General features: G+C 71.9%; 22 protein-coding genes. 11 read left to right on the forward strand and 11 right to left on the reverse strand.

Features of this window, described 5'->3' with window-relative positions:
- The first annotated feature begins 87 nt into the window (after positions 1-87).
- On the forward strand, positions 88-1,314 hold the full coding sequence (locus AB0I54_RS04675) for a GAF domain-containing SpoIIE family protein phosphatase (protein WP_363294424.1): 1,227 nt from the start codon (positions 88-90) through the stop codon (positions 1,312-1,314).
- A gap of 43 nt (positions 1,315-1,357) precedes the next feature.
- On the opposite strand, the gene AB0I54_RS04680 is transcribed toward AB0I54_RS04675, so the two are convergent.
- The 3 genes from AB0I54_RS04680 to AB0I54_RS04690 are packed head-to-tail and all read right to left on the reverse strand — an operon-like array spanning position 1,358 to position 6,446.
- Positions 1,358-5,119 (reverse strand): CHAT domain-containing protein, encoded by a 3,762-nt coding sequence (locus tag AB0I54_RS04680; protein ID WP_363294425.1) that lies wholly within the window; start codon positions 5,117-5,119, stop codon positions 1,358-1,360.
- Positions 5,120-5,161: 42 nt separating this feature from the next.
- The gene (locus tag AB0I54_RS04685; protein ID WP_363294426.1) at positions 5,162-6,049 is read right to left on the reverse strand and encodes a hypothetical protein; all 888 of its coding nucleotides are present in this window, start codon (positions 6,047-6,049) and stop codon (positions 5,162-5,164) included.
- A gap of 10 nt (positions 6,050-6,059) precedes the next feature.
- Positions 6,060-6,446 (reverse strand): hypothetical protein, encoded by a 387-nt coding sequence (locus tag AB0I54_RS04690; RefSeq protein WP_363294427.1) that lies wholly within the window; start codon positions 6,444-6,446, stop codon positions 6,060-6,062.
- A gap of 192 nt (positions 6,447-6,638) precedes the next feature.
- Between AB0I54_RS04690 and AB0I54_RS04695 the strand changes: the two genes are divergently transcribed.
- The 3 genes from AB0I54_RS04695 to AB0I54_RS04705 are packed head-to-tail and all read left to right on the forward strand — an operon-like array spanning position 6,639 to position 9,099.
- Positions 6,639-7,784 (forward strand): ABC transporter ATP-binding protein, encoded by a 1,146-nt coding sequence (locus tag AB0I54_RS04695; RefSeq protein ID WP_363294428.1) that lies wholly within the window; start codon positions 6,639-6,641, stop codon positions 7,782-7,784.
- Complete coding sequence (locus AB0I54_RS04700) at positions 7,781-8,434, forward strand: ABC transporter permease subunit (RefSeq protein ID WP_363294429.1); 654 nt, start codon at positions 7,781-7,783, stop codon at positions 8,432-8,434. The genes AB0I54_RS04695 and AB0I54_RS04700 overlap by 4 nt, the downstream gene beginning before the upstream one ends.
- A complete protein-coding gene (locus AB0I54_RS04705; protein WP_363294430.1) occupies positions 8,431-9,099 on the forward strand; it encodes an ABC transporter permease in 669 nt (222 codons plus the stop codon). Before AB0I54_RS04700 ends, AB0I54_RS04705 begins: the two co-directional genes overlap by 4 nt.
- Positions 9,100-9,102: 3 nt before the next feature.
- On the opposite strand, the gene AB0I54_RS04710 is transcribed toward AB0I54_RS04705, so the two are convergent.
- From AB0I54_RS04710 to AB0I54_RS04725, 4 genes are read right to left on the reverse strand one after another with little or no spacing between them, the layout of a single operon-like run.
- Positions 9,103-9,696 carry an ATP/GTP-binding protein gene (locus AB0I54_RS04710; RefSeq protein WP_363294431.1) on the reverse strand — a complete coding sequence of 198 codons (594 nt, stop codon included), beginning with the start codon at positions 9,694-9,696 and terminating at the stop codon, positions 9,103-9,105.
- Complete coding sequence (locus tag AB0I54_RS04715; RefSeq protein ID WP_263213793.1) at positions 9,683-10,099, reverse strand: DUF742 domain-containing protein; 417 nt, start codon at positions 10,097-10,099, stop codon at positions 9,683-9,685. Before AB0I54_RS04715 ends, AB0I54_RS04710 begins: the two co-directional genes overlap by 14 nt.
- 35 nt (positions 10,100-10,134) lie before the next feature.
- Positions 10,135-10,611 (reverse strand): roadblock/LC7 domain-containing protein, encoded by a 477-nt coding sequence (locus tag AB0I54_RS04720; protein ID WP_363294432.1) that lies wholly within the window; start codon positions 10,609-10,611, stop codon positions 10,135-10,137.
- On the reverse strand, positions 10,608-13,190 hold the full coding sequence (locus AB0I54_RS04725; protein WP_363294433.1) for an ATP-binding protein: 2,583 nt from the start codon (positions 13,188-13,190) through the stop codon (positions 10,608-10,610). Before AB0I54_RS04725 ends, AB0I54_RS04720 begins: the two co-directional genes overlap by 4 nt.
- 320 nt (positions 13,191-13,510) lie before the next feature.
- Here AB0I54_RS04725 and AB0I54_RS04730 point away from each other — a divergent pair, with 320 nt between their 5' ends.
- The 3 genes from AB0I54_RS04730 to AB0I54_RS04740 are packed head-to-tail and all read left to right on the forward strand — an operon-like array spanning position 13,511 to position 16,439.
- A complete protein-coding gene (locus AB0I54_RS04730) occupies positions 13,511-14,476 on the forward strand; it encodes an ABC transporter substrate-binding protein (protein ID WP_363294434.1) in 966 nt (321 codons plus the stop codon).
- A gap of 10 nt (positions 14,477-14,486) precedes the next feature.
- Positions 14,487-15,986, forward strand: a complete 1,500-nt coding sequence (locus AB0I54_RS04735; protein ID WP_363294435.1) for an aromatic amino acid ammonia-lyase — start codon at positions 14,487-14,489, stop codon at positions 15,984-15,986.
- 45 nt (positions 15,987-16,031) lie between these two features.
- Complete coding sequence (locus AB0I54_RS04740; protein ID WP_363294436.1) at positions 16,032-16,439, forward strand: metalloregulator ArsR/SmtB family transcription factor; 408 nt, start codon at positions 16,032-16,034, stop codon at positions 16,437-16,439.
- Positions 16,440-16,472: 33 nt separating this feature from the next.
- Here the strand turns inward: AB0I54_RS04740 and AB0I54_RS04745 are convergent, their stop codons facing one another.
- Positions 16,473-17,954 carry an LCP family protein gene (locus AB0I54_RS04745; protein WP_363294437.1) on the reverse strand — a complete coding sequence of 494 codons (1,482 nt, stop codon included), beginning with the start codon at positions 17,952-17,954 and terminating at the stop codon, positions 16,473-16,475.
- A gap of 95 nt (positions 17,955-18,049) precedes the next feature.
- Between AB0I54_RS04745 and tatA the strand changes: the two genes are divergently transcribed.
- Positions 18,050-18,253, forward strand: a complete 204-nt coding sequence (tatA, locus tag AB0I54_RS04750; RefSeq protein ID WP_363294438.1) for a Sec-independent protein translocase subunit TatA — start codon at positions 18,050-18,052, stop codon at positions 18,251-18,253.
- Positions 18,254-18,281: 28 nt separating this feature from the next.
- Positions 18,282-19,016: a peptidase E gene (locus tag AB0I54_RS04755; RefSeq protein ID WP_363294439.1), complete on the forward strand. Its 735-nt coding sequence runs from the start codon at positions 18,282-18,284 to the stop codon at positions 19,014-19,016.
- Between the two features lie 16 nt (positions 19,017-19,032).
- Here the strand turns inward: AB0I54_RS04755 and AB0I54_RS04760 are convergent, their stop codons facing one another.
- Together AB0I54_RS04760 and AB0I54_RS04765 are read right to left on the reverse strand one after the other, a co-directional pair.
- Positions 19,033-19,497, reverse strand: coding sequence for a DUF6114 domain-containing protein (locus AB0I54_RS04760; protein ID WP_363294440.1), 465 nt, complete (start codon positions 19,495-19,497; stop codon positions 19,033-19,035).
- On the reverse strand, positions 19,497-20,159 hold the full coding sequence (locus tag AB0I54_RS04765) for a DUF6230 family protein (RefSeq protein ID WP_363294976.1): 663 nt from the start codon (positions 20,157-20,159) through the stop codon (positions 19,497-19,499). The genes AB0I54_RS04760 and AB0I54_RS04765 overlap by 1 nt, the downstream gene beginning before the upstream one ends.
- Positions 20,160-20,774: 615 nt before the next feature.
- Here AB0I54_RS04765 and AB0I54_RS04770 point away from each other — a divergent pair.
- Complete coding sequence (locus tag AB0I54_RS04770) at positions 20,775-21,425, forward strand: Tat pathway signal sequence domain protein (RefSeq protein WP_363294441.1); 651 nt, start codon at positions 20,775-20,777, stop codon at positions 21,423-21,425.
- Between the two features lie 18 nt (positions 21,426-21,443).
- On the opposite strand, the gene AB0I54_RS04775 is transcribed toward AB0I54_RS04770, so the two are convergent.
- Positions 21,444-22,373 (reverse strand): lytic polysaccharide monooxygenase, encoded by a 930-nt coding sequence (locus AB0I54_RS04775; RefSeq protein ID WP_363294977.1) that lies wholly within the window; start codon positions 22,371-22,373, stop codon positions 21,444-21,446.
- A 474-nt stretch (positions 22,374-22,847) separates the two neighbouring features.
- Between AB0I54_RS04775 and AB0I54_RS04780 the strand changes: the two genes are divergently transcribed.
- Positions 22,848-23,495, forward strand: coding sequence for a ScbR family autoregulator-binding transcription factor (locus AB0I54_RS04780; protein WP_363294442.1), 648 nt, complete (start codon positions 22,848-22,850; stop codon positions 23,493-23,495).
- The last annotated feature ends 3 nt before the right edge of the window (positions 23,496-23,498 follow it).

The following is a 23,498-nucleotide window of genomic DNA, read 5'->3' on the forward strand; positions in this document are numbered from 1 at the left end:
GCCCCAAATGCCCTGGTTTGAGATTCTGTGAGGGTGTTGGGTGTCGTGCGGTGGATCCGGTCCCGTCGAAAAACGCGAAAAACGTCGATGCAGGTCGACGCGCGGAGCAGGGAGAACGGACTGAGGGCGCTGCGCGTGGCGGCGGCCGGTATCGGCACGACGCCGGACGAGAGCACGACCTGTGCCGAGCTGGCCCGGGCGGTCGTGCGGCTGGCCGGCGGCTCGGCGGCCGTCATGCACCGGGTCGGCAGAAGCGTCTCCGGGTACGACTCGATCATCGGGGACGCCGACGCCCTGCCCGACGCCCGCTGGGCCGCCGCCGTGGCCCGGGACGCCGCGACCCCGGCGGCCGACGGCCGTGAAGAGCCGTGGACCGAGTACCCGGCCCACGGCGGTGCCCGGCCCGCGATCTGTCTGCCGCTGACCACCGGGGAGCTCCACTACGGCGTCCTCGTCTGCGCACGGGACGGCCCGCCGTTCACCCGCTCCGAGGTCGAACTCCTCGCCCTGCTGACCGAGCGCGCCGCGTCCCACATCCGGCAGGCCCGCGAGTACGACCGGATCAGCAGCACCGCCGCCGACCTGCAGTGCGCCCTGCTCGCCGAGCCCGGCCGGCCGCACCCCAACCTGGACGTCGCCGTCCGCTACCTGCCCGCGGGAACCCGCACGCTGGTCGGCGGCGACTGGTGCGAGACCGTACGGCTGCACTTCGGCCGCACCCTGCTCGTCGTCGGCGACGTCATGGGCCATGGCCTGGAGGCCGCCGTCGACATGAACGCCTACCGCTCCTCCCTGCGCTACATCGCCTCCGCCGACCTGCCCCCGCACCGGGTGCTGCGCCAGATGGACGACATCGCCTCCAACGAGGCGGAGCGCAGACCCGCCACCTGCCTGATCGCACGTGTCGACCCGGCCCGCGGCCAGCTCACCGTGGCCAGCGCGGGCCACCTGCCCGCCGCCCTGATCACGCGCGGCGGCCACACCTCACTGCTGTCCGCCCCGGTCGGCCCACCGCTGGGCACCGGCTTCGGCGGCTACGAGTCGACCACGTCCCGGCTCGACCCCGACCAGACGCTGGTGCTGTTCACCGACGGCCTCGTCGAGCACCGCGGCGAGGACATCGACAGCTCCCTGCAACGCCTGGCCGAGATCCGCTTCGCGGTGGGCGCGGGCGTCCACGAGATCCTGGAGACCATCGTCACCCGCCTCGACGTGAAGAACGCGGAGGACGACGTGGCGGTCATGGCGGCCCGCCCACGGCTGCGCCACGGCGCCCACATCCCGCTGGAGGGCTCTTCCGAGAGGGGGTGGTGAGCCCCACGGCATCCTTGCGCCGTGGCCGCCTCGCCCCGCCCGCTCACGCCCCCGCATGCACCAGTGCCGCCCAGGTCCACGGCAGGTCCGGCCGCTCCGCGCGCAGCGAGCGCACGGTGTGGTGCAGGGCCTGCGCCGCGGGCAGCGGGCCGGGGTGCGGCAGGGACGGGGCCAGCGTGCGGTGGAACCTGGCGGCGGCGTCGGCCGCGAACGCGTCGCCCACCTCCCAGAGCGTGGCCACCGACTGGGCGTATCCGGCCAGCTGGAAGGCGGAGGCGAGATGGACGGCCTCGTCGGCCAGGGCGGGCGCGGCGCTGCCGCGGGCCGTGCCACAAGCCGAGAGATAGGCCAACTCGGCGGATTCCAGGCGCAGTTCGGCGATGTCCTGGAGGAACAGGTCGCCGTCGGCCAGCAGCAGCCGGCCCGCTGCCGGTTCCTCCGGGTCGCTGTCGGCGTGGCAGGCGAAGTGCACCAGGGACGCGGCCGGCACGGCCGCGCGCACCGCGTCCCGGGTGGCGGCCGCTCCGATCAGCGGGACCCCGCCGCCCGCCGCGACCGCCTCGGCGGCCTCGGCGACCGTACGGGCCAGGGGCGCCTGCCCCGCCGTCTCCGGCATGGCCACGGCCAGGGTGCTGCGCCGGCCAGGTGCCGCGCGCCGGCGGGCCCGGCTGAAGAGCAGTGCGCGCAGCGTCGGCGTGTAGGAGGAGGCGACCCGGTCCAGGACCGCCGCGCCGGCCGGCGCGTCCGGGCCGTGGTGCCCGGCGGCGTGCAGCGGGAAGGAGTTGAGCACACCGGACGGCGACCACCACAGCCGGGGCCACGGCGCTCCCGGCTCATGGGGGTTCCCCCTGTCCGGGCGCAGCCGAGAACTCGGGGGACGGCCGGTCAGTCCGAGGGCGTCCAGGACCGGTTCGGCCAGGACGTCCCAGAGCCAGGCCAGGGTGCCCGTGAAGATGTCCCGCGCCTCCTCGAACAGCGGATCGCGCGGTCCGGACGTCAGTGCCTCGACCGCGAGCCGGAACGACTCGGCCTGCGCCGCTAGGTCGGCGGCGTCCAGCTCGGGCAGCGGCACCGTGCGCAGCCCGTCCGCGCACAGCGCCAGGGCGTCGCAGCGGCGGGGATGGACGTTGACGCTCACCACCGGGCCCTCCGCGGCGGCGGGCAGCAGGTCGTCAAGGCCGAGCGGCAGCGGGGTGAGGAAGCGCCGGAAGCCGGGGCGCCGCTGGAGCTCGGCGACGAGCCGGGCGGCGTCCCCGGAGGCGGCACGCACCGCCTCGAACTCGTCCGGGTCGGCCCAGTGGCCGGGCTCCACCCTGCGGCGCAGCGCCCGGACCTCGTCCAGCGCGGCGCGCAGCCGGGCGTGCAGGTCGGCGTCCGCGCCGTGCAGGACCTCCAGTTCGCGACGGGTGTTGAGCGCGGTGGACAACAGGTGCGCCCGGCCGTCCTCCAGGGTCTCCAGCGCGTCCACGGGGTCCCGTTCGTCGAGCGCCCTGGCGGCGCGGTCGGACGCCATCCGGGTGATCCGGCTGAACGACCGGGCGGCCGGTCGGTCCTGCGACCGGGACTGTTCGAGATGTGAGCGGGTGGCCGAGGTCCACTGCGTCAGCAGCATCGCGGTGCGCAGCCCGGGATCGGGTACGGCGGTCAGCTCGCGGGCGAGGGCCACGGCCTCCTCGAAATCCGCCTCCTCGGGCCACAGCGCGTCCCGGAAGAAGAGCGAGACCGCGAGCGACGTCCTGGCCTCGTCGTACTCCGGTGTCCCCGGGGTGAGCCGGGTCAGTCTGCGGCGGGCGCCCCGCACCCCTTCCTCCACGGCCTCCAACTGGTCGAACGGCGACTCGGAGGAGAACATCAACGCCGTGTGCGCGCCGAAGAGTTCGGGAGCGATCCCCAACTGCCGCAGCTGCTCGGGCATGTCGTCGAACATCTCCCGCAGCAGTGGCAGGGACCTGCGCAGGGACCGCAGTCGGGCCGGGCCCTCCTCCGGCTCGTTCATCGACTCGTAGGTGATCTTCTGCAGGCGCAGCAGGTTCCGGCTGCCCTTCAGCAGCCCGTGCTCGCGGGAGCCGGCCGGCAGCAGGCCGAGCAACCGCTCGTGGACGTCCAGGAGTTCGTCGAGGGCGCCGGGGTCCACCGGCCCCTCGACGTCCGGTTCGGACCCGGTGCCCTCACCCGCGAGGAAGTCGGCGAGGGCCTGCTCGCGCTCCGTCTCGGGCAGCCGGGCGATGCGCCGGGCCTGGAGCTCCATGGTCTTGGCGAAGAGGTCGCTCAGGGAGACCTGCTCCGGGTAGCCCAGCACCAGGGCGCCGAGCTCCATCAGCTCCTGGCCGCGGCTGCCGCCCCCCTGCTCCGTGCCCATGCCGATGAGCTGCAGCACCGCGCCCAGTGGATGACCGGCCGGGTCCCCCGACAGCGCGGACCGCATGGCGCTGTCGACGGCCTCCCAGTCCTCCCGCTGCTCCGGTGTGAGGTCCGAGCGGGAGGCCAGCTCCCCCTGGAGCATGGACGCCTGGAAGAGCAGCACCTGCACCTGCTCCGCCCGCTCGGCGTCACCGGCGAACAGCGCACCGGCCTCGGTCAGCAGCCCGACGGCCTCCCGCGGCCGCTGGGCCACGACCAGGTTCGCGGCCAGCCGCAGCAGGAGCTCACCGCGCTCCGGGTGCCCGTCGGGAGTGAGTCCGAGCAGTCGCCGCAGGGCCCCGGCGGCCTGCGAGGCCTGTGCGGCGGCGCCTGGCCGGTCGTCGTCCGGGATCCCGATCAGCTCGGCGTCGGCGAGCCGGCCGAGCCGTTCGCGCAGCTGCTCCGGCTGCCCGTCGTCGGTCAGGTCCAGCGAGCGCCGCAGCGCGGTCACGGCCTCCTCCCGCAGCTCCGGACCCACCGCCTCGCCGTCCTCCGCGCCGCGGGCGAGGACGACGAGGGCGTAGCCGAGGTCGGAGTACATCTGCGCCCTGTTCTGATCGCCCTCGGTGGCGGCCCGGGTCGCCGTGCGCAGCATCTCGACGGCCTCGGGCACCGGGGCGCGGTCCTGGCGCCGCTCCGCCGAGGCGAGCAGTGCCAGACCCAGCCCGTTGGCGCAGCGGGCGTGGTTGGGATGGCCCGGGGGAGTCGCGCTGAACGCGGTGCGCAGGACGTCGACGGCCTCGCTGAGCCGCTCGGGTCCGCTGTCGCCGTGGACGGCGCTCAGCAGCAGCGCGTATCCGAGGTTGCAGCCGGCCAGCGCGCGGTCGGGGCCTTCCGGCGACAGATACGGAAGGGAGTCCCGGGTCAGCCCGGCCGCGAGTTCGAAGGCCTCCGGATACGGCAGCGCGACGGCCAGCTCCATCACCAGCATCGCCAGATTGGTCAGGGCCTCGGCGTGCCGCTGGACGAGCTCCGCCGGCTCCTCGGGCCGCCCGGCGTCGGGGCCCGCCATCCCGTCGAGCGCTGCACGCAGGTCGGGGGGCAGGACGTCCTCCTGTCCCGGCAGATGGAAGTAGAAGGGGGCGAGCAGCGTCAGGCCGTACCGGCTCTCCCGTTCGGCGGTGGGGGCGTCCGGCCGGTCGTGCGCGCGGAACAGATACGTCACGCCCAGGACGTACACTACCTCCGGGTCGAGTCCGAAGCCGCCGTCCGGGGCGGGGCCCATCAGGTGCCACAGCAGCCGTCCGGTCTCGCCGTGCGCCTCCTCGGTGTGCAGACGCGCGTTGCCGGCGGGAGTGCCGGTCCCCTCCAGCCGCTCCCGTACGGCCGCAAGCAGCCGCGCGCGCTCGGCCGGCCGGTCGGAGTCCCCGGGCCGCCGGCCCGGATCCGTCGTGTCCGTCGTCATGTTCCGTACCCCTGATCCGAGTCGTCCCCGATGCCGGTCACGTCACAGTCGCCGCGGCCCCGCCCCCTTCCGGAACCGTTCGGTGAGCGCGGGTCCCAGGCTCGCCCGGACCGGACGGGTCTCCTCGTCGAACCGCTCGGACAGCTCCGGGAGATGGACGTCGACCGCCGACTCCACCAACTCCGCGTACACATCGGCCCGTTCACGGCCCCGTCGCCAGGCCACCAGTGCCGCGCACGCCCCGGCCGCGGCGCTCGGCCACCACACCGCGCCCAGCAGCAGATACAGCCCCGCCCAGCCGCCGAGCCGCAGTGTCTCGTCCAGCCGCTGCCGGGCCTCGGCGAGCGGCGTGCGCGTGGAGTCGGGCAGGACGAGCCACAACCGGGGCCAGGCGTCGGCGAGTTCGAGCCGGTACTCCAGGCGGATCCGCACCGCGGCGGCACGCAGCCGGTCCCCGGTCCAGGTGGGGCACTCCGGCGGGACCAGCGCCACCTGGTTGCGCCGCACCTCCAGCTCGCCCACCCGGACGCCGTCCTCGCCCTCGTCCCGGGCCCGTCGGCAGGCCTCGTCCCGCTCCCGCCAGATCCGGCGCCGCCGCCGCGTGAGCGCGTCGGCCGCCCCGGCCAGGGGCCGGGGCCAACTCCCCAGCAGGGCACGCTCGTACGGTCCCGAGAGCGCGCCGGCCAGCAGCCCGGCGGCGAAGGAGGCGGCGAGTGCGCCGAGGAGCAGCACGGCCGTACTGGTCGAGCCCGAACCGGAACTCAGCCCGGTCAGCCGGTGCCGCAGCAACCCCACGTCGGACCAGTGGTCCTGGCGCAACATCGTGCCTGTCGCCAGAGCGCAGGTGAACAGCAGCCCGGGCAGCACCACCGCCCCCGCCCAGCGCTCGGCCAGCTTCCGTCCTACGTCGGTGACGAATCCGGTGAGCATGCCCGTCCGCTCAGCCCTCGGCCTCGAAGCGCAGCGCCAGGTCGAAGACCTCGCACACCGGCCGCTGCGCACCGGCCGACCGCTGTTCCCGCCGCGCGCAGACCCCGCGCGGGCAGACGTGGTCGCCGAGCAGGGCGCGCGGCGCGGCGTCCGCGACCCGGGGCGGCAGGGTCGAGCGCGCTTCGTCCTCCGGCGCATCCGGTGCCGTACGTCCGTGCGGCAGCCCCAGGGCGGCCAGATGCTCCGCGATCGGCTCACCGGCCCGCGCCGCTGTCACCGCGCGGTCGACCGCCAGCCGTCTCGCCGCGCCCACCGGCCCCCGGTACATCCGCCGCAGCCGCGGCAACTGCTGGCAGAACAGAGCCAGTTGATGATCGTGGTCCTCGTGTGACGACACGTCACCCATGCTAGTCGGATCGTCCGCCGAGCGTGATCGTCCCTTCGTGCGCCGCCACCAGCACCGGCGTGCCGTTGGCTGGGAGCGGTGCCGAAACCCTCGCGGTCTAGACTCGTCCCGCAACGGCCTGCGCAAGGACAACCGTGGCCGAAAGTGGGCAGTTTCTGCCAAACCCGAAGGGTATTCGGCGTTTTGATACGGATAGATTCAGTCACCAAGCGGTACCCGGACGGCACGGTCGCGGTCGACCGGCTGTCGTTGGAGATACCGGACCGCTCGATCACCGTCCTGGTCGGGCCCTCGGGCTGCGGAAAGACGACGACCCTGCGGATGATCAACCGGATGGTCGAACCCAGCGAGGGCACCATCCTCCTCGACGGTGTCGACATCCAGCAGCAGCCGGTGAACACGCTGCGGCGGTCCATGGGATACGTCATCCAGAACGCCGGTCTCTTCCAGCACCGCACGATCGTCGACAACATCGCCACCGTGCCCCGCCTGCTGGGCTGGAGCAAGCAGAAGGCCCGCGCCCGGGCCGCGGAACTGATGGAGCGGGTCGGGCTCGACTCCGCCCTCGCCAAGCGGTACCCGTACCAGCTGTCCGGCGGCCAGCAGCAGCGCGTCGGCGTGGCGCGGGCGCTCGCCGCGGATCCACCGGTGCTGCTGATGGACGAGCCGTTCTCCGCCGTCGACCCCGTGGTGCGCAAGGGGCTGCAGGACGAACTCCTCCGCATCCAGGAGGAGCTGGGCAAGACCATCGTCTTCGTCACGCACGACATCGACGAGGCCATCAAGCTGGGCACCATGGTCGCCGTGATGCGCACCGGCGGCAGGCTCGCCCAGTACGCGCCGCCCGCCGAACTGCTGACCTCGCCCGCGGACCCGTTCGTCGAGGACTTCCTCGGCACCGACCGCGGCATCCGGCGGCTGTCCTTCTTCCCCTCCGGGCAACTGGAGTTGCTGACCGCTCCGATCGTCGCCGTGGACGCCGACGCCGAGAAGATCGCCGCGCGCGGCTCGGCGGAAGTGCCCCATCTCCTCGTGACGGACCTGGACGGCAAGCCCCTCGGCTGGGGCGAACCCCAGGACCTCACGGCGGGCGAGATCGTGCCCGAGCGGCTGCTGCCCCACGGGCGGCCCTTCGTGCACGGCAAGGACTCGCTGCGGGCCGCGCTCGACTGCGCGGTGCTGTCGCCCACCGGTTGGGCCGTCGGCGTGGACGGCACCGGGCGGGTCGTCGGGGTCGTGTCGCAGCAGACGATCGCCGAGGCCATTCGCCACGCCCACGCCGACGCCCACCCCGACGGCCGCGTCGACGAGGTGAAGGCCGCCGGATGAACGGCTTCTTCGACATCCCCAGCGACCTCCAGCACAGCTACGCCGGCCTGATCGGACTGCATCTGCGGGAGGCGCTGCTGCCGGTCCTCGCGGGCCTGATCGTCTCGCTGCCCGTCGCCCAGCTCTGTGTGCGCTTCCGCTGGCTGTACCCGCCCGTGCTCGGCGTGACCACCGTGCTCTACGCCATCCCGTCGCTGGCCTTCTTCGTCGTCCTCATCGACTACACCGGCCAGAGCGAGACCACGGTGATGATCCCGCTGGCCGTGTACAGCCTGGTGGTGCTCGTCCCCGCGATCGTGGACGGGGTGCGCTCGGTGCCGCAGGAGACCCTGGCGGCCGCCACCGCCATGGGCTTTGGCCCCGTACGCCGCTATGTCCAGGTGCAGTTGCCGATCGCCGTGCCCGCGATCATCGCCGGCCTGCGGGTGGCCACCGTGTCCAGCATCAGCCTGGTCAGCGTCGGCATGCTGATCGGCAACCAGGGCGCGCTGGGCAACCTGCTGCACGACGCGCAGATCTACAACCGGCCCGTGCTCGCGGTGAACTCCGTCGTGACGACCGCCGTGCTGGCGACCCTGGTCGACGCGGCCCTGGTCGCCGTGCGCATGCTGCTGACCCCCTGGATGCCGAAGGAGAGCGCGGCCCGGTGAACGTACTGAACTTCATCCACGCCTTCTTCAGCGACAGCTCCCACTGGCAGGGCTACGACGGCATCCCCACCCGGATCACCGAACACATCCAGTACTCCCTGGAAGCGCTCGCCCTCGCCGCCGTGATCGGACTGCCGGTCGGCCTGGTCACCGGGCACTACGGGCGCGGCGGCAACGCCCTCGCGCTGATCGCCACCGCCGGCCGGGCGCTGCCCACCTTCGGCCTGCTGGTGCTGGTGGTCACCTGGCTGGGCTTCGGCATCGGGATCGTGATGATCCCGCTGGTCGTCCTCGCCGTACCGCCGATCCTCGTCACCACCTACGAGGCGGTGCGCTCCGTCGACCCGTCCCCGGTGGACGCCGCCCGGGGCATGGGCATGCACGAGTCACGGATCCTCTTCCAGGTGGAACTCCCGGTGGCGCTCCCGCTGATCCTGGGCGGGCTGCGCTCGGCGGCCATCCAGATCGTGTCCACCGCCACCATCGCCGCGTACGTCAGCCTCGGCGGCCTCGGCCGCTACATCATCGACGGCCTCTACCAGAAGAACTACGAGAAGGTCGTCGGCGGCGCCACCCTGGTCGCCGCGATGGCCCTGGCCACGATCGCGGTGTTCTGGGCGGTGGGCCGGATCGCGGTGTCACCGGGGGTACGGCGCGGCGGCTGACGCTCACGCCTCGGCGCGGGCCAGTGCCAGCTCCAGTACGACGAGCAGCGCGTCCCGCACCGAGCCGCGTTCCCGGGCGTCGAAGACGACGAGCGGGGTGCCCTCGGCGACGTCGAGGGCCCAGCGGACCTCGTCCAGGGTGTGCTCCACCTTCCCGTCGAAGGCGTTGATGGCCACCGCGAACGGGATGCCCTTGTGCTCGAAGTAGTCGACGGCCGCGTAGCAGTCGTCCAGCCGGCGGGTGTCGACGATGACGAGCCCGCCGACCGCGCCCTCGACGATGTCGTCCCACATGAACCCGAACCGCTCCTGTCCGGGCGTGCCGAACAGATACAGCTTCAGCGTCGGGTCGATGGTGATGCAGCCGAAGTCCATCGCCACCGTGGTCGTGGTCTTGCACGGGGTGTGCGTGAGGTCGTCCACGCCCGCCGCGACCTCGGTGATGGCCGCCTCGGTGGTCAGCGGCTCGATCTCGGAGATGGAGCCGACGGCCGTGGTCTTGCCGACGCCGAAGCCGCCCGCGATCACCATCTTGACCGGCAGCGGTGGCCGTACGGCGGCCTGCGTGCCGCGGACCAGCGGTTCAGTCGGTGTCACGGAGTTCCCCTCGGGAGTCGGGGACGGCCCGGAGGCCGTCGATAACCCTGCGCAGGACGGATGCGTCGTGGGTGGCTTCGACGTCGGGCAGGTACACCGCCAACTGCCCGGCGTCACGCAGGTCCTCGGCCAGCACGCGCACCACGTTGAGATGCAGCCGCAGCCGGGCCGCCAGCTCCGCGATCGACTGCGGCAGCCGGCAGGCGGCGACGATGTCGTGCCGCTCGAAGGAGAGCCGGCCGAGCGCCGCGAGCCCCGCGGTGGTGGCCACCACCTGGGTCTCGACCGGCATCGCCCGGCCGGGGGCGTTGTCCGCCACCCGGCCGGCGGTGACCAGGAACGGCCGTACGGCGGGGGCGGGGCCGACCGGGTCGGGGCCCGGTGGCGGGGAGCCGTCCGCCATGGCTGGGTCGCTTCCTTTCTCGACCGGGCGTCCGGTCAGCGCGCCGAGACCGAACCGACGGTGTTCTTCAGTTCGAGCACGAGCTGCGGGCTGAGCGCGGCACCGGCACGGTTGGCGAACACGGTCATCTCGTAGGCGATGTTGCCGAGCTTGGCCTCCTTGTCGGCGACCACACCGAGCACGGCGCCGTTGCCGATCGCGGAGACGATGACATGGCCGCCCTCCAGATCGATGATGACCTTGTTCAGACCGCCCAGGCCGTAGTTGCCGGAGGCCCCGGCGGCCAGGCTGGTGATGCCGGAGACGATCGCGGCCAGCCGCTCGGAGTGCGCGCGTTCACGCAGTTCGGACACCGCGATCAGCAGGCCGTCGGACGACACCGCGATGGCGTCGACGACGCCTGCGGTCTCGGTCGCGAAACGGTTCAGCAGCCAGTTGAAGTCGGCCGCGGCGGCCTGCAGGTCGGTCGGTGTGGCGCCGCCCGTCGGGGTGTCACCTGTCGACGTGCTCACTGCTCGGCTCCTTCCGGAAGGTGGTTCTGGTCCTGCGGGGGGTTCGTGGTCCGCGATGCGCCCGCCGGACCGGCCTCGTTGCCGGGGCGGGCGAAGTTCCCGGTGTCGCTGTCGCGCTGGGCGCGCTCGACCGCCGCCTCGAACTCCTCCAGCGCGCTGCGCACGGCCTCCGCGTCCCGCTCCCGCGCCTCTTGCGGAAGCACCTGCGCGGCACCGGCGGTGGTGCGCAGGGTGGCCCCGCGGACCCGGCGGCGCAGGGGACGGGAGGTGTCCTCGGCGGGTGGCGTCCCGGTGCGCGGGGCGGGGACGAGCGGGGTCTTCCCGTCGGTCACCGGCGACTCGCGGCGGGGGACCCGGCGGGGGAGGGTGGTGGAGTGGTCCGGGTCCGCGTCCGGGGCCGCGGCACGGTCCTCGACGGTGGCGGAGGGTACGGGCCCGGAGACGGCCGGGGAAGGCTCGACCTTCGCTTCCGAGGCCACGAGCGCGGGTTTCGCCTCCGCGGCCACGGGCACGATCTTCGCTTCCGAGGCCATGGATGCGTGCTTCGCTTCCGCGGCCACGGACCCGGGCTTCGCTTCCGGGGCCGGCGCCGCACCCGAGGCATCCGCCTGCACCGGACTCGTCGTCAGCAGCAGTGCCGCGGGAAGCTTCACCTCGGCCGTCACACCGCCGCCCGGGGTGCGGGTCAGTTCGACCCCGATGTCCCAGCGGCGGGCCAGGGCGCCGACCACGAAGAGGCCGAGGACCTTGGTGGGCACCACGTCCAGGCGCTCGCGGCGGATCAGCCGGGCGTTCTCCTCGGCCAGGCGCGCGGCGCTCATACCGAGTCCGTGGTCGGTGATCACGACGTACGCGGCCTCGTCGCCGGAGCGGACGGTGACCTCGACCGGGCTGCCCTCGGGCGAGAACGACACCGCGTTCTCCAGGAGTTCGGCCACCATGAGGGTCAGGTCGCCGATGATGTCCGGCTCGACCACGGCGTCCGTCCCGGCGTACAGCCGTACCCGCTGATAGCCCTCGATCTGCCCGAGCGCGGCCCGCACGACATTGGTCAGGGCCGTGGGCTCCGCGTCCAGCGCCGCCTCACGGATGCCGGCCAGCAGCATCAGGCTGTCGGCGTTGCGCCGCAGGCGTACGGCGATGTGGTCGATGGAGTAGAGACGTTCCAGCAGGGCGGGGTCGGTCTCGCCCCGCTCGACGGCGTCGATCAGGGCCAGCTGGCGGGTCGTCAGATTGCTGACACGGCGGCCCACGTTGCCGAACATCTCCGCGACATTGCGCCGGCTGTGCACCTGACGCTCCAGCAGCGCCCCCGCGGTCGTCTGCACATTGTTGAAGGCCTCGGCCAGGTCACCGATCTCGTCGCGCGCAGTCACGGGCATGTCGCGCAGCCGGGGCGGCCCGTCGTCCTCGGCGTCGTCGTCGGCCACCCGGGCCAGTTCCCGGCCGGCCACGTCGGCGACCTCCCGCGCGGCGCCCGTGAGGGACTGCACGGGGCGGATGACCGAGCGGCGGACCAGCACGGAGAAGGCGATCCACAGCGCGAAGCCGACCAGCGTGCCGCTCACCAGCAGAAGGGCACGCCACTGTGCCTCGTTGGAGGCCTCGTCGGCCCGTGCGGCGATGTCGTCGATCAGCGAGGTGGTGATCTTCAGCCGGGCGGCGGCCTGGTCCGGATAGGCGGGGTACTCGCTCAGCGCGTCCTGCACCGCCTTGCGGATCTCGTCCTGTGTCCCGGCCTCCAGCTGCGTGGGGTCGATCTGCAACTCGGCGAAGGACTCCGCGATGCGCTGCTGCGCGGGGGTGTGCTCGATCCCCGCCAGCTTGCGCGCCTGGTCCTGTGTGGCGAACCGGTTGAATCGGTCGGCCTGGTGGGAGTAGAGGTCGTACGCGCCGACCGCGTTGGTGAACTCGATCAGTGCGTTGGTGTCCCCGGTCGTCGCCGAGAACACGCTGGTCTCGAAGGAGCCGTGGGCGGCGTCCGCACGCAGCAGGGAGTCCAGCAGGTTGCCGGTGAAGGTGGAGGCGAGCGAGGTGGTGCGGTCCAGTCCGAGGCCGTCGATCACGCCCTTGGCCGCGGAGGTGTAGGCCGGGTCGATGTTGTCGGCCGGCAGATAGCCACGCTCCACGCTCTGCCGCAGGCTGGACAGACCCTCGACCTCCCTGAGCGCCTGCGTCTCGGTGTCCGGCAGCCGGTCGCCGAAGGTGTCGCGCACCGTCTCGACCTGGTCGTCCACCGCCTGCTGGGCCGTGCGGTAGGCGGCCAGGAAAGGCCTGGAGTAGCCGGACTCGAAGCGCGCGGAGAGCAGGATGGCCTGCTGGTGCTCCGCCTCGATGCGGTCCACCAGCCGGGCCACCGTGGCGCTGTCGCGGACGACACGCGCCGCCGACTCCGTGGTGTCCGACTCGTCGATCAACCCGCTGACGAGGTAGGACAGCATGACGGCGATCACGGCGAGCGGCACGCCGACGAGCAGATTGAGTTTGCGCCGGAAGGGCCAGCGGTCGGCGAAGCCTCGTGCTCCGGCCCGCTCCGGGCGGGCAGGCCGAGCGGGCGCGTCCACCTCGTTCGTGGACACCGGGCCTCCTTGGTCGGGGTGTCTCCACCCGAACTGATGCGTAACGGCACGGAAGCGGGCCCCGTGCACCGCTGTGACCGATATCAACTGCCGCGAGACTACAGCGTCCTTGAAGGTCCAACCGGCTCGCCTTTTATCAAGAATCCGTTACAAAGGAACCCCTCTCCATCCACAACTTGCCACGGATCGAATCCAATCGGTGACCAAGAGGCACTTGACTGACCGAGAACCGGCTGGATTGGATCAGTGAGTGCTGTTCCCAGCGCTGCGTCCAGCGCTGTTCCCCCCACCCCACCACCTCTGAGTCCGGAACGGGAATCGTGACTGCCACCACCCACACCAGCAGGTTCATCCGGAGAAACCGAGGCGCGGCTGCCGTCGCGCTCGCCGCGGTTACGGCCCTGCTGGCGGGCTGTTCCTCCTCCGACGACAAGTCCGGCGACCCGCTCAAGGAAGACGGCGGCAAGGCGAGCGGCGACACCGTCGTCGTCGGCTCCAACAACTTCGCCGAGAGCATCCTTCTCGCCGACATCTACGGCGAGGCCCTGAAGGCCAAGGGAATCAAGGTCAGTTACAAGCCGAACATCGGCAGCCGGGAGACCACCTACGGCCTGCTCAAGAACGGCTCCATCTCGGTGCTGCCCGAGTACAACGGCGCCCTGCTGGCCTACCTCGACCCGAAGGCCGCCCCGAAGACCATCGAGGCGACCACCTCGGCCATCGAGACCAAGCTCGACTCCAAGCTGACGCTGCTCCAGCCGGCACCGGCGCAGGACAAGGACTCGGTCACGGTCAACGCGGCCACCGCGAAGAAGTACAACCTGACCGACAAGTCCTCCATCTCCGACCTCAAGAGCGTCGCCAAGGACCTGGCCATCGGCGCCTCGCCGGAGTTCCAGACCCGCCAGCAGGGCCTGGTCGGCCTGAAGTCCGTGTACGGCCTGGAGTTCAAGTCCTTCAAGGCACTGGACGCGGGCGGCCCGCTCACCAAGGCGGCGCTGAAGAAGAACACCGTGCAGGCCGCGGACATCTTCACCACGGACGCGGACATCTCCAAGGAGAAGTTCGTCGTCCTGCAGGACACGGAGAACCTGTTCGGGTTCGAGAACGTCCAGCCGCTCGTCTACAAGAGCGCGCTCCCCCAGAAGGGCGTCGACGCGCTCAACGCCGTGTCGGCCAAGCTCGACACGGCGACCCTGCTGGACCTGGACACCCAGGTGCAGTCGCAGAACAAGGACCCGCTGGACGTCGCCAAGGCCTGGCTGAAGTCCGCCGGCCTCGACTGACGTTCAGCGGGTGGGCACGACCCACGACGGCTCGACGCGGGTGCCCCCGGACGCCGGGGACACCCGCGTGGTGCTCGACGGCCGTGGACTCGACGTGCCCGGACTCGTCCGGCTCGCCGACGCGGCCGCCGAACCCGTCGTACCGCCCGAGGCCCTCGACCGGGTCCGCCGGGCCCGGGAGACCGCCGACCGCCTCGCCGGCACCGGTCGACTCTACGGCCGCGGCACCGGCGTGGGCGCCCACCGCTCGGTCCCGGTCGACCCGGCCGACGAGACCGGCCACGGTCTGCGGCTCCTGCGCAGCCACGCGGGCGGCGCCGGACGGCTCGTCCCGCCCCGCCAGGCCCGCGCGATGCTCGCCGTCCGCGCCAACCAGCTCCTGGCCGGCGGCTCCGGCATCCACCCCTCCTGGGTGACCGCCCTCACCGAGGCACTGCGCCTCGGCGTCCACCCCGCGATCAACGAGTACGGGGGTCTCGGCACCGGCGACCTGACGGCGTTGGCCCAGACCGGTCTGACCCTGCTCGGCGAACGCCCCTGGCTGGCCGCCGTACCGGAGGACACCGCGGGCATGCCCGCGCCCGTGACCCTGCGCCCCGGTGACGCCCTGGCACTGCTCAGCAGCAACGCCCTGGCCCTTGCCGGTGCCGCGCTCGCCACTCACGAGACCGACGTCCTGCTGCGGGCCACGCACGCAGTCGCCGCGCTCTCCCTCGCCGCCGTCTCCGGCTCCCCGGAGGCGTACGCCGCCCCCGTGCACGCCCTGCGTCCCTACCCGGGACCGGCCCGTGCGGCGGCCGAGGTACGGCGGCTGCTCGGTCTGCCCGACCGGCCCCTCACCGGCGGCCGCCGGATACAGGACCCGTACGGCTTCCGCGCCTTCCCACAGGTGCACGGCGCCGCCCTCGACGCCTGCGCCGCACTGCGCCGGATCGTCGAGGTGGAGGTCAACTGCCCCACCGAGAACCCCGTCCTGACCCCGGACGGCCACGCCTACCACCACGGCGGCTTCTTCGCGGCGCCGCTGGGCCTGGCCCTGGACGGCCTCAACCTGGCGGTGCTCCAGACCGCCCAGCTCTCCGCCGCCCGCCTGACCGCCCTGGGCCGCTTTGACCTCACCGGCCTGCCCGCCTACCTCACCGCCGGACCCGCGAGCAGCTCCGGCACGATGATCCTGGAGTACACCGCCAACTCCGCTCTCGCCGACCTGCGTTCATGCGCCGTACCCGCCTCCGCCGGGCACGCCGTCGTCTCCCAGGGCCTGGAGGAGGCCGCCAGCTTCGCCGGCCAGGCCGCCCGCCAGACCCAGCGCGCCACGGCCGCCCACGCCACGGTCCTGGCCTGCGAACTGGTCACCGCCGTACGGGCGTTGCGCCTGAGCCGAACGCCCCCGACGGTCCCCGCCTTCACCGTCGCGGCCGCCGCCCTCCCACCGGACACCGAGGACCGCCCGCTCACGGGCGACGTGACCACGGCGATCGACCTCCTGCCCGTACTCGCCGAATTGTGAGGGGGAACGGATCGGGGCCCGCCCCCCGCCCGGCGACCTAGACTGATGCGGCCCGCACAAGCGGTGGAGGGCGTTCCGTACGGGAGGGCGACGACGGTGGTGCCGGTCGGCAGTGGCTTCGAGGATCCCTCCGCCGAGGTGCTCGCGGACGCGGCCGCGGCCTTCGGTCTGCTGGCCTCGTCCGCCCGGCTGCACATCGTGTGGGCACTGGCGCAGGGCGAGAGCGATGTCACCGGGCTCGCCGAGCGGGTCGGCGGCGCCCTGCCCGCGGTCAGCCAGCACCTGACCAAGCTCAAGCTGGCCGGACTGGTCCGCTCCCGCCGTGAGGGCCGCCGCCAGGTCTACTTCGTCGACGATCCGGACGTGGTGGACGTCGTACGACTCCTGATCGGCCGCCTCGCCGACCGCGCCACCCCGGCCGGGACCCCGTCGCGCCGCGTCCGCGGACTCTGAGACCACCGCCACGGCGCCGCGCCGTGATCGGGCTCAGCCGTAGGTCAGGTTCGCGCACGGGTTGTCGTCCGCCGAGCGGGCTCCGCTCGCCACCGCGGACGGGACCGCGGTGGGGGTCGGAGAGGCGGTGGGGGAGGGGGACGTGGCGTACGACTGGCCCAGGACCACGTTGATCCCCGCACCTGCGATCGGTTCCAACTGGGCGCCCGGGAACACCTGGGCCACGGTCCGTGCCTGTGCCGTGCGGCCGGGGCCGTACTCGACGACCGTGGTGGCGTGGTCCTGGGCGGTGGCCGTGGCGGTGCCGGTGACCGTGAAGCCGTCCGCGGTGAGGTCGGCGGCGCCCCGGGCGGCGAGGCCGGGCACGGTGGTGCCGTTGTAGACGGCGACGTCGATGCCGGAGCCCGAGACCTGGGCGGGGGAGGGGGAGGTGGATGCGGCGGCTCGGGCGCTCCTCCTTCCGCCGGCGTTCCTGCCGTCGATCGTGCGGTCGGCCTTGAGCGCGGCCCACAGCGCGTTCGCGTCCGGCTCCACGACGGCGACGCGTGATCCCTCGTACCGCCAGGGGACGGTCACGAACTTGGTGTCGTGCAGGTCGATGTCCTTCAGTGACATCGCGAAGGAGATGAGCTTGTCGGCGGTGCCGAGCCCGGTGTCCACCGTCAGTGACCTGGTCGCGGCGTCGGCCAGCGGCAGCAGCTTGGTGGGGGTCAGCCCCTTGCTCTTGACCTCCTTCAACAGGCTTGCCACGAAGGCCTGCTGGCGCTTGATACGGCCTATGTCGGAGCCGTCGCCGATCCCGTGCCGGATGCGTACATAGTCCAGGGCCCGCTGCCCGGAGACGGTCTGCTCGCCCTTTTTGAACAGCAGCTTCCCGCGGATGGCGCGGTGGGGGTTGAGGTCGTTCTCGTACACGTCGCCCGGCACGCACACCTTGACCCCGCCCACCACCTCGGTCAGGGCCGCGAAACCCTTGAAGTCGACGACGACGGTGTGGTCGACACGCAGTCCGGTCAGCTTCTCGACGGTGTTCTGGGTGCAGGCGGGGTTGCCCTTGTCGGTCCCGCCCACGGAGAAGGCCGCGTTGAACATCGTGTCGGCCCGGGTCTTCGTCCAGGTGCCGTCGGGGAGTTTGCACGGCGGGACGGTGACCAGGGTGTCGCGGGGGATGGAGACCGCGAGGGCGTGCTTGTGGTCGGCATATATGTGCAGCAGGAAGGTCGTGTCGGAGCGGCCTATGTCGTCCTTGTTGCCGCCGCCCAGGGCCGCGTTGCCGTCGGTCCGCGCGTCGGAGCCGATGACCAGCACGTTCTCGCCCCTGGACGAGCCCGCCGCGGGACGGTTGTCGGAGAGGCCGCCCGAGTCGAACGTGTTGATGTTCCCGTTCAGCTTCAGATACAGCCAGCCGGCCCCGCCCGCGACGAGCACCAGCAGGGACAGACAGACGGCGAGCGCGATCCGTATCCGGCCGCCGGGGCGGCGGCGCCGCTCCCTGCTCCTGCTGGCGATGGTCATCGACGCCCTCTCACGGTCTCAACCCCGGGTTGTACAGTTGCGCAATGTAGCAACCAACGGTGAGTGGGAAACGTAAGAAAGAGGAGGGCGCGGTCATGCTCCGCAACGGACTGGAACCCTGGCACCTGCTGATCGTCGCGGTCGTGTTCATCGTGCTGTTCGGCTCCCGGAAGCTGCCCGACACCGCGCGGGCCCTGGGCAAGTCGATGCGCATCCTCAAGAGCGAGGCCAAGGCGATGAAGGACGAGAACCCGGTGCCGGCCACCGACACCGCGGAGCCGCCGGCCGCCGCGGGCTGACGGCGGCGGTTCCGCTAGCATCCGCACCGTGCCGGCCTGTGAACCCACCATCCTCGCCACCTCGGGCGGCCACCGCGCGGGTGGCCGGACCATGGTCGAGTTCGACGCGCTGGTCCATCACGCGGTGGACCTCTCGGGCGTCCACGGCCGGCCGCCGCGCGTGATGTACGTCGGTACGGCGATAGGCGACGCCGAGCACTTCACCGCCCGTATGGCGGAGGCGGCGCGGGTGGCGGGGTTCGACCTGACCCCGCTGCACCTCTTCCCGATGCCCAACCTGGACGACGTCGAGGGCGCGGTCCTCGCGCAGGACGTCGTCTGGGTCATGGGCGGCTCGGTGGCCAATCTGCTGGCCGTATGGCGGGTGCACGGCCTGGACCGGATCATGCGCCGGGCCTGGGAGTCGGGTGTCGTGCTCAGCGGGGTCAGCGCCGGTTCCCTGTGCTGGTTCCAGGGCGGCACCACCGACTCCTTCGGCCCCGAACTCCGCCCGCTCACCGACGCGCTCGGCTTCCTGCCGTACGGCAACGGCGTCCACTACGACACCGACACGGGCCGCCGCCCCCTGATCCACCGGCTGGTCGCCGACGGCACCCTGCCCACCAGCCACTGCACGGACGACGGCGTCGGCCTGGTCTACCGGGGCACGGAACTCACCGAGGCGGTCACCGAGATCCCGGGCAAGGGCGCGTACGTAGTCCTGCGGGACGGCGACACAGCGGTGGAGGAACGCCTGGAACCCCGGCTGCTGCCGGGGGTGTGAGCCCGTCGCCGCGGGCTCACACCGGTTCGCCCGTGCCCTCCGCAAGGGCGGGGGCCGTCGCCCGGGCCGCCTCCTGCTCGCGCAGGCGGCGGCGCTGGCGCCGGCTCACCCGGGGCTTCTGGTCCGGCAGCCAGCCGAAGGTGAGGCAGCTGCCGACGATGCCGAGGAGCAGGCCGACGAAGAAGCCGCCGAGGTTGGAGGTGAGCCAGGTTCCGAGGGAGGCCATGACACCGATGAGGGAGTAGAAGATCCGCTGGGCGGGGCTGAACAGGGTCAGCAGGCCGCACAGCAGCATCACGATCGGCAGCAGATAGCCCGCCAGGCCCTGCATGCCGACGTGCATGACGACCTTCATCGACGCCTTCATGGTGAGCAGGACCTCCGCCCCGCCCAGGGCGAACAGCAGCCCGCCCCAGAACGGACGGCGGGCCCGCCAGCGCCGAAAGGCGGGCCGCATCCCCTGCGGTGACCGGTCGGTCATCAGCAGGCCGAGTCGCTGAAGCCGAGTTTCAGCCCCGGCAGCTTGAACACGCCTGCGGTGGTGGCGTAGTTGGTCTGCCGCAGGTTGGCGATGTGCACGGTGTCGGCCTGCTGGCTGAAGACGCCGATGGGCCCCTTCACCCCGGCCTTCGTCAGCGTGCTGGCGTCGTTGCCGATCTCGATGTTGTCGAATGCGGCGTCGCCCGACAACTCGGTGGAGTCGGTGGTCAGGTCGGTCGCCGACACCTTGTCCTTGCCGCCGCCAGCGGTGATCTTCAGATTGATGCCACCGAGGTCGACGCTCTGGCACAGCTTGGTGAGCGTGGCGTTCTTGATCGCGGAGGTGACCACCAGCACCTGACCGCCGGTGTCACCCGTGTTCGGGCTTCCCTCGGCCATGTTGTCGAGGTTGCCGAACTGCTCGAAGCCGGTGCCGTCGAGGTTGGTCGCCGTGACCGTGAACGGCATGCCGGAGATGGCGAACTGGACGCCCAGCGCGCCCTCCGCGGTGAGGACCGCGAGGCCCGCGGCGACCAGGGTGGCCGGCACGGCCAGTACGGCGGCACGGCGCAGCCGGACCCGGCCACGTCTGTCAGTACCTTCGGTGAGTTCCCCGGAACCGCTTTCCGGGTTCTCGGGGATGTTGTCGGCGGACGAGGCCATCTCTGCTCCCATGGGCAAAATCAAAGCGGGTTGGGCTTCAGTGGCACGTTGTCCTGGCGCGGACAGCGGCTGCCGCGCACGTCTCCTCGCAACTCCCGGCGATTGCAAGGGCTTTCTCGTTACGCGTCAGTAGCCGACGAGGAAGTTACCGGGGGTTACATTTCACGGTCAAGAGAGTTGTGAAAAAAGAGTGTCGAATGTGCGCCAGCTGTGGCTCCGACCTTGAACTCCCTTGATCGGCCTTGACGTTGACGGACACTCAGGTCTACAACTCTCCCTGGTTTCCCTTGGATCCGTGGCGCCGGATCCGCCGCCGCGGCATCGCCCGCGTCCCGGCCCGAACCCCCCCTCCCCCCTCCCCCCCTTCACCGCTCCGCATCAGCGCGGCAACGGCCACGGTCGCTTCCCCCCTCGGTCCGTGCCCGGCCGCCCCCCACCCGGCCCGGCCGGAGGCTTCTCCCCCCGAAGTCTCCGGCCGGTGTCCGGCCGGCTGCCGTTGCCGGTCCGTCACGTACGGAGAAGGCGTAACGGGTCGGCAACGGCTGGCGCCGCACGCGCCCGACCACCCCCCACCCCACCTCACACAGCCCCCCACCCAAGGAAAGAGGCACCTCCATGCGTACGCGATCCCTCCTCGCCCTGGCCGGAACCGTCGTCGCCCTCACGGCCGCGGCCACCGTCCCCGCCTCCGCGGACGGCGCCGTGCTCACCACGGGCAGCGCCGGCGGCACCGCCGTTGCGGTCGGCGACGTGCTCAGCGCGCCGCTGGCCAGTGGCACCAGCGCGACGCTCTACTCCAGCGCGACCGGTACCAGCGGAGTCAAGTGCACGTCCTCGACGTTCACCGCCACCGTCACCGACAACCCCGCCGCCCCCGGCACGGCCACCGAGGCGGTCGACGCGCAGACCTTCGACAGCAGCAGCTGCACCAGCAACGTCCTCGGTGTCACCGGCGTCACCAGCATCACGGTCGACAACCTGCCGTACACCACCTCGGTCGCCTCCGACGGCACCCTCACCGTCACCCCGGCCAGCGGCTCCACCATCCAGACCACGGTCAAGCTGAAGACCCTGCTGGGCAGCATCACCTGCGTGTACCAGGCCGCCAGCCTGACCGGCAAGGCGGACAACGCCGACAACAGCATCTCCTTCACCAACCAGCAGTTCACCAAGAGCTCCGGCTCCTCGCTCTGCTTCGCCAGCGGCTTCTTCACCGCGAAGTACGCCCCCGTCACCGACGCGGGCGCGGCCGTCTACGTGAACTGACGCTCCTAGGCCCGGCGTTCAGCGCCGGCGCAGTCGCAGTACGAGGGCGGCGCCCCCGGTGAGCATCAGCACCGCGGCGGCGCCGCCCGCCATCAGCGGTGCGGACGGACCCGAGCCGGTCGCGGTGTCGGAGGCGACCGGCGTGCTGTCGGTGGTGGTGCCGACGGCCGACTGCGGGGCGTCCGCCGCGGGGGCCGACGGGGTCGACGCGCTCTTCGAGGACGTCGAGGGGCTCGGCTTCGCACTCCTCGACGGACTCGCGCTCTCCCGCTTCTTCGCCGGAGCGCCCGCCCCGCCCGAGGTCCCGGCCGACTTCGAGAACACCACGTCGGAGCACGAGTAGTAGGTGTCCGGCGTACTGCTGTTCTGCCAGATGGTGTACAGCACCTGACGCCCCGTCCGGTCCGACGGCAGCTTCGCGGTGATGTGGTACGCCCCGTTCGTCAGGGCCGGGTCGGTGACCTGGGCGAAGGGCTGCGCGGGCAGGTCGGACCACTTCAGCGGCCTGGCCGGATCGTAGCCGGGCTTGGTCAGATAGAGCTTGAACGTTCCCGTGTGCGCGATCGTCGAGGCGTACGTCATGGTCAGCCGCCCGCCCGGCGTCAGCCGCGTCGACGGCCAGTCCGCGCGGGCCAGGTCGAGGCCCTTGTAGGCGGACAGCCCCCCGCTGCACAGCCTGCCGTCCGGAATCAGCTGCCGGTCCCGGCCGTCGACTCCCGCCACCCGCAGGTTGTCCCACGCCACGAAGGACGTGCCGTTCGCGGCGATCGCCGCCCGGCAGGCCGCGGTCGAGGCGCTGCCGCCGCTGGGGGAGCAGGCGTACACCCGGCTGACCGGATCCGTCGGCGCACCGTGCGCCAGGGCGGGCCCCGCCGCCCACAGGGAGAGCAGGGCCGAGGCCGCGACGGCGGCCCCCGTGACCCTGAGGTGTGAGGTCATCCGAGTCATCCGAGTCATCCGGGACGTCTCCTCGGCCGGCGCTGGAACGGTCTGCTCCGTGAAGTACGGAGATCACACCCATCCCGTTCACCTCACGGCCGCATCTCACGGCCGCACCCCACGGGCGATCCTCGCGAAGGCGACCAAGAGTCAACGACCGACCGTTCCGTCTGTTTTGAGGCTCCGTCAAGGGCCCATTGAGAACGGGCCGCCCGCCTCGTATCGTGGCGATCACCGGTGCGGCGACCCGCCGCCCGCCTAAGCCTCCGGAAATACGGGAGATGTCGAGGGAGGGACGTACTTTGACTTCGTCCGTTTGTCGGGGCTCGATGGCGATGACGGCCGTCCACACATCAGTTACACGTGTCGACCACCCGCCCTACATACCCGGCTCCCGTTCTCGCAGGGTGAGCTATCGTATGCGAGGGGTAAAAAACAAACGGCACGTCCCGTTCGTTTCTGACCGCAAGGAGTGTCCAGTCGATGGCGAGGCAGTTACGCGCCGAGCAGACCCGATCAACGATCATCACAGCCGCAGCCGACCTGTTCGACCGTCATGGCTATGAATCCACCAGCCTGAGCGACATCGTCGAACACGCCCAGGTCACCAAGGGGGCGCTGTACTTCCACTTCGCCGCCAAGGAGGACCTGGCGCACGCCATCATGGAGCTCCAGTCCAGGGCGTCGCGGCAGGTGCTGAAGGAAGTGGAGAGCCGGGGCTGCTCCTCGCTGGAGTCCCTGATGCGCACCACGTTCGGGATCGCCCGGCTCGCCGTCGAGGGCCCCATCCCCCGGGCGGGGCTCCGCCTCGCCACCGCGGACGTCACCGTACGGCCGCCGCTGCGGCATCCCTTCGCCGAGTGGTTGGAGCTGGCCACCCGCAAACTCCTCGGGGCCGTCAGGGAGTCCGATGTGCACCCGGACATAGACATCGATGCCGTCGCTCACTCACTCGTGTACTTCTTCGTCGGCACCCGGGTCGCCGGCCGCTCCCTCGAACCCGTCGCCCGACTGCCGCGCAGGGTCGCCGAGATGTGGCACCTCATGATCCGCAGCCTGGTCCCGGTGCCCCGCCGCGCCCGCTATCTGACGCTCGCCTCGCAGCTGGAGCGGGAGATCAGAACCGTCTGACGC

This window comes from Streptomyces sp. NPDC050625, assembly GCF_040654755.1.
GTDB lineage: Bacteria > Actinomycetota > Actinomycetes > Streptomycetales > Streptomycetaceae > Streptomyces.